The organism is Albibacterium bauzanense (assembly GCF_004339765.1).
Lineage (GTDB): Bacteria > Bacteroidota > Bacteroidia > Sphingobacteriales > Sphingobacteriaceae > Albibacterium > Albibacterium bauzanense.
The window spans coordinates 431,948-444,329 of sequence record NZ_SMGO01000003.1 but is presented as its reverse complement, the minus strand read 5'-3'; the positions used below and the strand labels follow the sequence as shown (position 1 = coordinate 444,329).

Genomic DNA, 12,382 nt, shown 5'->3' with positions numbered 1-12,382 from the left:
TAGACATCAGAATGGAAAACGCCCTGCCTCAAATAATGGTAACGAAAAGCGATGGACGGATCGTACCTTTTGATCCCAACAAAATCATAAAGGTTCTACGCAAAGTGGGAGCTGACGAGCGGGCTATCACCTTAGTTCTACAGCAAACGTACAAAGTTCTTTATGAAGGGATTTCAACAAAGAAAATCTACGAAAGTGTATTTGGAAACCTTAAAAGAATGGACAAGTCCTTGGCTGGCAGATATAATTTAAAGAAAGCAATCTTTGCACTGGGACCGTCGGGGTTTCCATTTGAGAAATATGTTGGTTCGCTTTTTATAGCGGAGGGATATACTGTAAAAACAGGAATTACCGTATCGGGTAAATGCGTAGATCATGAAGTTGATGTGGTTGCAGAAAACACATTCGAGTTGAACATGATGGAATGTAAATTTCACTCAACCCAAAAGTCGTACTGTAGTGTACAGCATTCCTTATATGTTCGGGCAAGATTTTGGGATATAGAGCGAGAATTCGAACAAGATGACGCTAGTTTGCCAAGAAAGTTTTCCGGATGGCTGGTTACCAACACAAGGTTTTCTACGGATGCAATTACTTATGGCACCTGTTCGGATTTAAAAATGATGTCCTGGGATTTTCCACTTAATAGTAGTCTGAAAGACAGGATTGACAAATTGGGATTACACCCGGTAACATCGATTGTATCGCTTTCACAAAGAGAAAAGCGAAAATTGTTGGCCATGAATATTGTGCTTTGTCAAAGTTTAAATGCGGAAATATTAGGGGACTTAGGTATTAGCGAAAGTAGGATACCTAATATAATTTGGGAGTCTGCTAGTTTATGCAGACGAAATAAAAAATCAAACATAGATTAGGTAAAGGGTATTATTAAGGAATAAAACATATACAAATGAAAACTAAAATATATACATTCCTATCAGCACTGATGTTGATACACCTAGGTTTGTACGCTCAAACAGAGCATTTACCCGAGGTTTCAAACCAGAAAAGCGGTGATTATTCTCATAAGGTTGAGGAAAGCATAAATCAGAAGTTATATACGTGCACTATGCACCCCGAAGTTATTTCGGATAAACCAGGAAATTGTCCGAAATGTGGCATGAAACTGGTGCTAAAAGATAACAATGAAATGCACGGTACTCATGGAAAAATGGATATGGATGCAAAAGACCAAAAGGTCATTCCTGTTCTTCCCCTAAAAAATACTAAAGGTGGGAAAGTCGTAAAGTATGATCTTTATGTAAAAGATACCGTAGTAACCTTCGGGGGAAAACCGATAAGAGCCATTGCCGTTAATGGACAAATTCCAATGCCTACACTTACTTTCACAGAGGGGGATACCGCTGTCATCGTTGTGCATAACATGATGGATGAAGAAACTTCGTTGCACTGGCACGGTGTGATGTTACCCAACAAGGAGGATGGTGTACCCTGGCTTACACAGAAGCCAATCAAACCTCATTCAACATATACTTATAGTTTCCCGATAATTCAGACCGGAACTCATTGGTACCATTCCCATTCAGGCTTACAAGAACAGATAGGCATGTATGGTTCATTTATAATGGAAAAGCGTCAGGATGATCCAACGTTTAGAAAAGGTATTGATGACCTCCCGACCGTACCTTTGATTCTAAGTGAGTGGACGAACTTAAACCCTGATAATGTCCATAGGATGCTGCATAACGCCAATGACTGGTTCGCTATAAAAAAAGGATCCACGCAAAGCTATTTTGATGCTATAAAAGAGGGGCATTTCAAAACTAAAGTAATAAATGAATGGAAACGTATGCTTGCCATGGATGTAAGTGATGTGTATTATGATAAATTTTTAATCAATGGTGCAGACGGACAACAACTTTCTCAGTTTAAAGCAGGTGATAAAGTAAGATTAAGAATATCCAACGGAGGGGCCTCGTCTTATTTTTGGGTGAATTACGCAGGAGGGAAATTCATGGTGGTTGCCAATGATGGTAATGATGTCGAACCTGTTGAAGTCGATAGATTGATCATAGGTGTTTCAGAAACGTATGATATCGTCGTAACTATCCCAGAAAAAGATGCTTCCTACGAACTTTTGGTAACGCCAGAAGATCGTACAAAATCGACCTCAATATTTATTGGGGAAGGTGTTAAACAAGCTCATCCGCCACTACCTAAGCTTAGGTACTTCGAAGGGATGAAAATGATGAACGACATGATGAAAATGAACGGTGATATGAAAGATATGGGAATGAACATGAGCCTTCAGAAAATGGACATGAATACCGTCATGTATCCAGAAATTACCGGCGATCAAGCGGACAATAAGATGCAAATGGATGAGGCAATGGATCATTCTAGTCATGATATGGGAGATACTGACATAGTAACTTTAAATTACGACATGCTCAAATCACCCTATAATACTGAATTACCCAAAGACCAGCCCGTTAAAGAAATCACTTTCACATTAACAGGCAACATGAATAGATACGTATGGAGCTTGGACAATAAGGTGCTTTCAGAGGTAGATAAAATCCCGGTAAAAAAGGGCGAGATCCTTCGAATAACGCTTATTAATAATTCCATGATGCGCCATCCTATGCACCTTCACGGATTTGATTTTAGGGTCCTAAATAGTCATGGGGTTCAATCACCGCTGAAAAATGTAATTGATATCATGCCTATGGAAAAAGACACCATAGAATTTGCTGCGAATACCGAAGGAGATTGGTTCTTTCATTGCCACATTCTATATCATATGATGGCAGGCATGAACCGTGTATTCGAAGTCGGAGATTATAAAAACCCTGAGCTCCCCGATAAACAATATGCGTATAAAAAGCTCCAAAGAGAAAGTAACCAACTACACTTTATGGCAGAAAATGATTTCGCAACGAACGGTAATGATGGACAGGCTATGTTACAAAATGCGAGATGGAGTTTTGGGGCAGAATGGAGACTAGGTTATAATGACAAACATGGATACGAAACTGAAGCGCGTATTGGAAGATACATTGGAAAGATGCAATGGTTTATGCCTTTTGTGGGATTCGGTTGGAGATATAGAGAGTTCGGAAGTCATGAGATTGAAAAAAACGTCTTTGGCCAGAAAAGCTCTAAAAATGAGAGAACTGCTCTAAGCGCGGGATTTGTTTACACGTTACCCATGCTTATAGATTTTCAGGCGGAAGTTTTCACGGATGGCATTGTTCGTTTACAGTTACGTAGAGAAGACATTCCGTTAGCTCCACGGTTGAGAGGCGCATTTTCGGTCAACACAGACAAAGAATATATGGGAGGACTTAAATATATATTGACCAAGCACACTGCTCTTTCGAGCCATTATGATAGTGATATGGGCTGGGGCATTGGGTTGACCCTTATTTATTAGAAATGTCCAGATTTTAGTTTTAGTTTTAGTTTAGTGGTTGAGAAAGGCGTTGTCAGTTGGCAACGCTTTTTTCTTTGGGCGTATCTCAGAACCTTATCCCCCGAACGCGTCCGACTTTATATAAAATATATGCTTGTATACTAATCTTTTTTTATATTTGTACCAAATGAGATTATTTACATCTTTTATCGCCCTTTATATGGTATTGCTTTCCCTAGCACCTTGCGGAGATAAAAAAGACTGTAAAATAAATTCCACTCAACCATCCTCCATTTCAATCGCGGATCATAGTTCGGAAGGATCGCATACAGAGGAAGCATGTACTCCATTTTGCTCCTGCAGTTGTTGCAGTATTTCCATGTTGAAATCAAACAACGTTTACCCGACTAAGATTAATGAAGAGCATCGGGATATAAACATCAACTATTCCAATGCGAGGTTACCACTAACCGCACATTCCATTTGGCAGCCGCCTAAGCTTGTTTAATAAATAAAGATTTTCATTGTAACCTACCATTCAGTAGCGTTATCATTTATTTATTATTCAAAAATATTTTTATGCTTAATAAAATTATTGCTTTTAGCATTAAGAATAAATTAGTCGTTGGCTTTTTTACGCTTTTGCTGATTGTTTGGGGTGCATGGAGTGCCACCAAATTACCTATTGACGCTTTGCCTGACATTACCAATAATCAGGTGCAGATCATCACCGTCACACCTACTTTGGCTACTCAGGAAGTGGAGCAATTTGTAACTTATCCTATTGAGAAGACTTTAGCCAATCTTCCAGATCTTGTTGAAATGCGCTCTGTTTCAAGGTTTGGACTTTCCGTCATCACGGTTGTGTTTGAAGAAAAGGTAGATGTTTATTTTGCCAGACAACAGATAAACGAAAAACTTCAGGAGGCAGAAGAAGAGCTTCCGGAAGGTGTGGGCAGGCCTGAGCTGGGTCCGGTTAGCACAGGACTAGGTGAAATCTACCAATATGCTTTGCATCCTACCGAGGGGTCAGAAGATAAATACTCTGCCATGGAGCTACGGACCATGCAGGATTGGATTGTAGCCAGGCAATTATACGGCACCCCTGGAGTAGCTGAGGTGAATAGCTTTGGTGGCTATCTGAAGCAGTACGAAGTAGCCATTGACCCCAGCCGTTTGCGTGCCATGGGTGTTAGCATCTCCGATGTCTTCGAAGCTCTCGAAAAAAACAACCAAAATACAGGTGGCGCCTATATTGAAAAAAAGCCAAACGCTTATTTCATCCGCGGGATTGGTCTCATTACTTCCATTGAGGATATTAAGAATATACCCATACAGACTACAGGAGATGTTCCGCTTTTTATTGGAGATGTAGCAACCGTAGATTTTGGACATGCCACACGTTATGGAGCCTTTACCTATAATGGCGAAAAAGAAGCAGTGGGCGGAATGGTAATGATGCTAAAGGGTGCAAATACTGCCGAAGTGGTAAAGAATGTAAAAGAGAAAATAGAGGTTATCCAAAAATCATTGCCCGACGATATCATTATCGAGCCATTTCTTGATCGTACAGATTTGATTAACAGGGCGATCAGAACAGTTGAAACCAATTTGGTAGAAGGTGCGCTCATTGTGATCTTCGTATTGGTGCTTTTTCTGGGCAATTTAAGGGCAGGATTAATCGTTGCTTCAGCAATCCCACTTTCCTTGTTGTTTGCTTTGGGAATGATGCGTGTCTTTGGGGTGAGTGCAAACTTGATGAGCCTGGGAGCCATTGATTTTGGATTGATCGTTGACGGTGCTGTCATCATCGTAGAAGCCACCATGCACCACTTAGGATTACGTAAAAACAGGAATCCCTTGACACAGCAGCAAATGGATCACGAAGTCTATTTATCAGCTTCTAAAATACGAAAAAGTGCAGCTTTTGGTGAGATCATTATCTTGATCGTTTATTTGCCTATCCTGACTTTGGTGGGAATAGAAGGGAAAATGTTTAAGCCCATGGCTCAAACAGTAGGTTTTGCCATCTTGGGCGCATTTATTCTGTCATTCACTTATATACCAATGATCAGTGCCTTATTTCTTTCTAAAAAGGTATCAGACAAGCGCACTTTTTCCGACAAAATGATGGCTTATCTCCAAAAGCTATATATGCCGGTTATAAAAAAAGCAATCCGGATAAAATATATTGTTGTAGTTATTGCTACATCTATTTTTATTTTCTCCCTGTTTCTGTTTTCCCGATTGGGAGGTGAATTCATTCCCCAATTACAGGAAGGTGATTTTGCCTTGCATTGCATTCTGCCACAGGGCAGTTCTCTTAGCCAGAGCATCGAGACTTCCATGCAGGCGCAACGAATTCTAAAAACCTTCCCGGAAGTAAAAACAGTAGTTGGAAAAACAGGAAGTGCTGAAATACCCACCGATCCGATGCCATTAGAGACGACAGATCTGATTGTTACCTTGAAACCTAAAAAGGAATGGGCTGATCAGAAAAGCTATGAACAATTAGCATCAGAGATGATGGAGAAGCTTGAGGTTATTCCTGGTGTCTTCTTTGAAGTTTCACAGCCTATTCAAATGCGATTCAATGAATTAATGACCGGTGTCCGTCAGGATGTAGCGGTAAAGATTTTCGGTGAAAACGTTGACACCTTAGCTTCCTTAGCCCCTAAAGTAGCGGCTATCATTCAATCGGTCGAAGGTGCTACCGATCCTGGAATCGAACGTGTTTCCGGTTTGCCGCAGATCAACGTAGATTATGACCGAAACCGTATGGCCAATTATAGATTAACCGTTGATGAAGTAAACCAAAGTCTCCGAACTGCTTTTGCCGGTGAAAAGGCTGGTGTGGTTTTTGAAGATGAGCGAAAATTTGATTTGGTAGTAAGACTTGATAGCGTTCATAGGAGTTCTATTGACGACGTTGGAAACTTGTTGATATCCATACCCAATGGAAACCAAATTCCCTTATCGCAAGTAGCAGTCGTATCTTTAAAAGAGGGGCCTGCACAAATTACCCGGGAAGACGGACAAAGAAGAATTGTCGTCGGTTTTAATGTGAAAGACCGGGATGTTGAGAGTGTGGTAGAGGATATTCAGAATAAGTTGCAAGAAAGCGACTTACTGCCTCAAGGGTATTATTATACCTATGGAGGGAATTTTCAAAATCTAAAAGAGGCCTCAGACCGGTTGATGATTGCCGTTCCCTTAGCTTTGCTCTTGATTTTCGCTTTACTGTATTTTACCTTTCATTCTGTAACGCAGGCATTATTGATTTTTACCGCAATCCCTCTAAGTGCAATTGGTGGAGTGCTGGCATTGATGGTGCGCGGAATGCCCTTTAGCATATCCGCCGGGGTAGGATTTATTGCACTGTTTGGTGTCGCTGTGCTAAATGGAATCGTATTGATAGCGACTTTCAATCAGCTGGAAAAAGACGGATTCACCAATATTCTTCACCGGGTATTGAAAGGAACTAAAATCAGGTTGCGTCCTGTATTGATGACTGCCTCGGTTGCTTCATTGGGATTTTTACCCATGGCCTTAAGCCAAGGAGCGGGTGCAGAGGTACAGCGGCCATTGGCAACGGTGGTCATCGGTGGTCTTATCACCGCAACGTTATTAACCCTGATTGTCATTCCGTGCCTTTACCTTATTTTTTCAGGAAAAAAGAAAATCACAATGAATCCAAAAATGCTGATCGCTTTGGTCGTAGCCCTGTGTACTTTTACCTTACCTGCACTTGCGCAACAGACACCGAAGCGTTTGACTCTTCAGGCAGCCATCGATACTGCTTTGACCGCCAATTTACAGTTTACCATCAATGATGCAGAAACTCAAAAAGCTGCCTTTGATGTAAAGTCATCTTCACAGCTTGCCCATACTGGCTTTTTCGTAGAGAATGATGATTATAGACCTGGGGATAATGGTGAGCTGAAAATTGGTATCTCCCAGGATATTCAGTGGCCAGGACTCTATGCTGCAAGGAAAGAATATTACAATCAACAACTTAAATCTGTCCAATTGGACAGGGAGGTATTAAAAGCCACCATTAAAAGAGATGTCCGTCAGACATACTATGAATTGTGGTATCTCCAGGATAAAGGGAAGCTACTAATTCAATTGGACAGCATTTATACAGAGGCATTTCAAGCTGCAAAATTGCGGTATTCTACTGGTGATGTTGCCGAAATGGAAATGATCGCAGCTGAAGTGAAAATGAATGAAATGCAGGCTTTCAGGAAGCAGAACGATCAGGACATTGTCTTGCTTCAACAGCAGCTTATGGTTTTATTGAATAAGGACGAACGTTTTGTGGTGATAGATCAACCCTTGGAGAAAATCCAGCTCGCAGCTAATGCCTCTAGCGGTATTCATCCGACTATCGCAATTCAGCAACAAAACACCAAAATTGCGGAATCGGAAATAAAAATTCAAAGAAACACCAATATGCCTGATTTCTCTGTAAGGGCTTTTTCACAAAAGCTATATGGGGTCGATAACCCCTTGTCGGGGTTTTCAGTCACTATGGGCATTCCCCTTTTTGGGGCCAAGGCAGCAAAAAATCGAGTACGCGCGGCGGAAGCGCAAAAGGACGTTGAAAAGCAAAAACTCGATTATCAGGTCATTACATTGAAATCAAGACAAGAACAAGCAAATGCAGAAATGCAAAAACAATTGGCGATGGTTCAGTTTTATGAGGATTCTGGACTTAGACAGGCAAAGCAGATCATTTCGTCTTCTAGTCTTAGTTATCGGAGTGGCGAAATCGGTTTTTCAGAGTTTAGTGAATTCCTTACCCAGGCTGTTTCCTTGAGGGAAAGCTACTTGAAGGCGTTAAACGCCTATAATCAAGCGCAAATAAATTATCTTTATTTTATTAATCAATAACGAAAATGAAAGCAATTATCATTATAAATATCTTTTTAATTCTTTTCCTCGTTTCTTGCCGGAACGAACAACCCAACAACAGGAACGAAGAGAATCCGATTGAAGACCATGAAGAGATTCCGAATTCTGTTTTTCTAACCGATGAGCAAATAAAGGCAGTTGGTATTCAGCTGGGTCAAATTGAACAAAAATCATTATCGGACGGCTTAAAGATTAACGGGGAATTAAGTGTGCCCAATCAGAACAAGGCAAACGCAACGACCCTTTATCCCGGTATAATAAAGGAGATTTACATCCAGCCCGGGAGTGCTGTTAAAAAAGGACAACGGATCGCATCCATCACGAATGCGGATTACATAAAGATGCAGGAAGATTACCTCAATCTGACTACCGAAAGCACCCTAGCCGAAACGGAATATAGAAGACAAAAAGAACTCTATGAAGGAAAAGCGGGTGCCCTAAAGAATCTTCAACGTGCAGAAACTGAGTTTCGCGCATTAAGCACCCGAAAAGCATCCCTGAAACAGCAGTTGCAGATGATGGGAATAAACACTTCTGACATAAGCAATGGAAACCTCGTTACAAGTTTATATGTATTGGCTCCAATAAGCGGCGTTTTAAGTAATTCTTTGGTACAGATAGGCAGTTATGTAGATACAAGTACCCCAATTGCCGAGATCATCGATAACAGTAAGATTCATGTTGATTTACATGTGTATGAAAAAGATCTTCCACGTTTTAAAGTTGGGCAAGACCTTGATTTTTACTTGACCAATAATCAGGAAAAGCGGTATTCTGCCCGTATTTTCTCCACTGGTTCTTCCTTTGAAGACAACAGCAAAACCATCATTGTGCATGCCGAAGTTACAGGTGGGAAAGTTGGTTTAATTGATGGGATGAATATAATAGCGAATGTAGGCTTTGATAAATCCACCGTTGATGCAGTCCCAACTGAGGCGGTTGTGAACCAAGATGGAAAAGATTATATCTTCATCGTACAGGATCATGAGGACGAATCCAAGAATGATTTGGTTGAGGACGAACATCAGGGAATCACCTTTATACGGGTACCGGTTATCACTACAAAATCCGATGTGGGGTACACCCAAATAACCCCTGTTCAAGAGATTGATAAAAACGCCAAGATCGCGAACAAAGGCGCCTTTTTCATTTTAGCGAAAATGATGGACACAGGAGATAGCCACGGACATTAAAAGAGAAACCATGGAAACAACTGAGCAAACAGTAGAAGACGTACATGACCATTCGGTCGAAAAATCAGGATGGAAAGCCCATGTAAATTTATTGACGGCATTGGCCATCTTGGTAATTTTATTGGTAGGACAGTATGGGTTTGAATATAAATTGCCCTCCATCCCCTTGTTGATTGTTAACCTGATTGCCTATTGGTTAGCAGGTAAAAATGTATTAGACCTTGCTTGGAGAAAGTCAAAGCGAGGTGATTTTTTTAATGAGTTTGTGCTGATGAGCGTGGCAACGATTGGGGCTTTTTTGATCGGCTCATATGAAGAAGGGGTCGCTGTGATGGTATTCTACCAAATCGGCGAATGGTTTCAAGATTCAGCTGTGCAAAAAGCCAAAGGAAATATAAAGGCATTGTTGGACATCCGCCCGGATGAGGTTACGGTCATAAGGAACGGTAAAGCAGAAACGATTCATCCTTCGAATGTAGAACTTGGAGAGCGCATCCAAATAAAGCCCGGTGAGAAAGTAGCACTGGATGGCGAATTAATATCGGCTAATGCCTCTTTCAATACCGCTGCTCTTACTGGAGAGAGCAAGCCGGACACGCTTTATGAAGGGGAAAACGTATTGGCTGGTATGATTAACCTGAATACTCCTGCGGAAGTAAAAGTTAAAGCATTGTTCAAAGACAGTAAATTGAGCAAAATTTTGGAAATGGTGCAAGATGCCACATCCCGAAAATCGCAAACGCAGCTCTTCATTTCCCGATTTGCGAAAATTTATACTCCGATCGTATTTTTTCTTGCAGTTGCCTTGGTCATAATTCCTTACTTCTTCGTAAGCGATTATGTATTTCAAGAGTGGGTATATCGATCGCTTGTTTTTCTAGTGATCAGTTGTCCATGTGCATTGGTAGTTTCTATACCCTTAGGATATTTCGGCGGGATTGGACTTGCCTCTAAAACAGGAATTTTGTTTAAAGGTGGGAACTTTCTGGACGTAATGACTCAAGTTAAAACGGTCGTTATGGACAAAACAGGAACCTTAACCAAAGGAGTGTTTAAAGTAAAAGAAGTGGTTGCTATTGGCATCGAAAAAGATAGATTAATAAAAATCGCAGCTGCAATAGAAAAATATTCAACCCACCCAATTGCAAAAGCGGTGACTGAATATGCTCATGACGGTTATGAAGATCTTAAAGCCGATAATATTGAGGAAGTTGCAGGACATGGACTAAAAGGGCTTATCGATGGAAAAGATGTGCTGGCAGGAAATGTGAAACTATTGAAAAAATTCAACATCCCTTATCCGAAAGAAGTAGAGCAAATCGTTGACACAATTGTAGTGCTATCAATTGATAAAGAATATGTTGGTTATATCACCATTGCAGATGAAATCAAAGAGGACGCTCAAAAAGCAATTAGTGATTTGCATCGCATGGGAATCAAAACAATAATGCTATCAGGTGATAAGCAGACGGTTGTTGATCAGGTAGCCCGTACATTAGGTATTGACGAAGCTTACGGAAGTCTGTTACCTGATGGAAAAGTTGAAAGGGTGGAAGCGCTAAGGAGTTCAATTGATAAATTAGCTTTTGTAGGTGATGGGATAAATGATGCACCCGTCATCGCTTTGGCCGATGTTGGTATCGCTATGGGAGGGTTAGGTAGCGATGCGACAATAGAAACAGCGGATGTGGTCATTCAAAACGATCAGCCTACAAAAATAGCAGCAGCAATTAGGATTGGTAAAATAACTAGGCATATCGTCTGGCAAAACATTATCCTTGCAATGACCGTTAAGATTATTGTCCTTGCTTTAGGAGCTGGCGGCGTGGCTTCCTTATGGGAGGCGGTGATTGCTGATGTTGGAGTAGCTTTAGTGGCAATTTTAAATGCAGTAAGAATTCAGAATAAGAAAGTGGACTAAGCTAGTAGAAACATCAATTTTCTCTTAAATCTCATGAGGCTGCCCAAGTAAGGGCGGCCTTTTTAACTTTCATTAAATTTTTAGACGCAAAACCTCGGATTCCTTTTGATAAAGCTCCCCTCTCCTAAGTGAATGAACCTGTCAAGAGAACATGGAATAAATCGGACTGAGGAACGAGGGAGAATTTATGCCGTGAAAGCTCTTTACTGGTGAAGTGAACGTGAGACCTTTGCTGATTTCAAAAGAATGCGGGTTCCAAAATCATTAAAAACACACACCTCACCAACAAGGTGTGAACTTACAATACGCTTCCTTTCTTCTTTTGTAATTCAAAAACAATGAATTATGACACTAGTATCTCAACAACAAAAGAAAGGAGTACGGTCTCTTCTTCCAACAAAAGATCAATTGCTAACCATAGGCGATTTAGAAAACTTCAAGGATGAAATACTGAATGAAATAAAGCAGATCATCAAAGAAAGCAAAGGCCAGCCCGGCAAAAAATGGTTAAAGTCTACTGAGGTTAAAAAACTACTTGGAATATCCCACGGCTTCCTTCAAACACTTCGCGATACCGGAACTTTACCCTTTACCAAAATCGGTGGATCCATCTACTATGACTATGAAGATATTCACGCCATGATGGAAGCCAAGAAATGCAACAAGGAAGATATGTATTAAAACTTGACGATGTGGCTAAGAACTCGAATACTGATATTCCTTGTTTTGTACAAGTAACCATTTTCTTTGATCAAAAAGGTTTCGGCCACGAGGATGCCGAATCCTTTTTCAAAGAATACTCGGCCCGGCACTGGACAGGAACGAAAGGAATTCCGGTTAAGAACTGGCGAGGGAAGGCTTTGGATTGGATGTGGAGAAGGCAAAAAAACCGTCCATATCTCCGAAGCAAATCGAAGCTGATGACCCCTTGAAATTGAAGGATCTTTGAAGGTAGATTGCGTCGTTTTCTGCAAT

At 40.8% G+C, this 12,382-nt stretch carries 7 protein-coding genes; all 7 read left to right on the top strand.

What is annotated here, in order from left to right; translation table 11 throughout:
- The first annotated feature begins 11 nt into the window (after window positions 1-11).
- The 7 genes from C8N28_RS13205 (at window position 12) to C8N28_RS13175 (ending at window position 12,339) form a co-directional block, all read left to right on the top strand.
- Window positions 12-875: an ATP cone domain-containing protein gene (locus C8N28_RS13205; RefSeq protein ID WP_132225666.1), complete on the top strand. Its 864-nt coding sequence runs from the start codon at window positions 12-14 to the stop codon at window positions 873-875.
- Window positions 876-910: 35 nt separating this feature from the next.
- Window positions 911-3,397 (top strand): multicopper oxidase domain-containing protein, encoded by a 2,487-nt coding sequence (locus C8N28_RS13200; RefSeq protein ID WP_317127339.1) that lies wholly within the window; start codon window positions 911-913, stop codon window positions 3,395-3,397.
- A gap of 558 nt (window positions 3,398-3,955) precedes the next feature.
- Complete coding sequence (locus tag C8N28_RS13195) at window positions 3,956-8,272, top strand: CusA/CzcA family heavy metal efflux RND transporter (RefSeq protein WP_132225664.1); 4,317 nt, start codon at window positions 3,956-3,958, stop codon at window positions 8,270-8,272.
- A 5-nt stretch (window positions 8,273-8,277) separates the two neighbouring features.
- On the top strand, window positions 8,278-9,486 hold the full coding sequence (locus C8N28_RS13190; RefSeq protein ID WP_132225662.1) for an efflux RND transporter periplasmic adaptor subunit: 1,209 nt from the start codon (window positions 8,278-8,280) through the stop codon (window positions 9,484-9,486).
- Between the two features lie 10 nt (window positions 9,487-9,496).
- Window positions 9,497-11,407 (top strand): heavy metal translocating P-type ATPase, encoded by a 1,911-nt coding sequence (locus C8N28_RS13185; protein WP_132225660.1) that lies wholly within the window; start codon window positions 9,497-9,499, stop codon window positions 11,405-11,407.
- Between the two features lie 345 nt (window positions 11,408-11,752).
- Window positions 11,753-12,088: a helix-turn-helix domain-containing protein gene (locus C8N28_RS13180; RefSeq protein ID WP_132225658.1), complete on the top strand. Its 336-nt coding sequence runs from the start codon at window positions 11,753-11,755 to the stop codon at window positions 12,086-12,088.
- Entirely contained in the window at window positions 12,064-12,339 is a 276-nt protein-coding gene (locus C8N28_RS13175) for a hypothetical protein (RefSeq protein WP_132225656.1), read from the top strand. Before C8N28_RS13180 ends, C8N28_RS13175 begins: the two co-directional genes overlap by 25 nt.
- Window positions 12,340-12,382 lie beyond the last annotated feature (43 nt).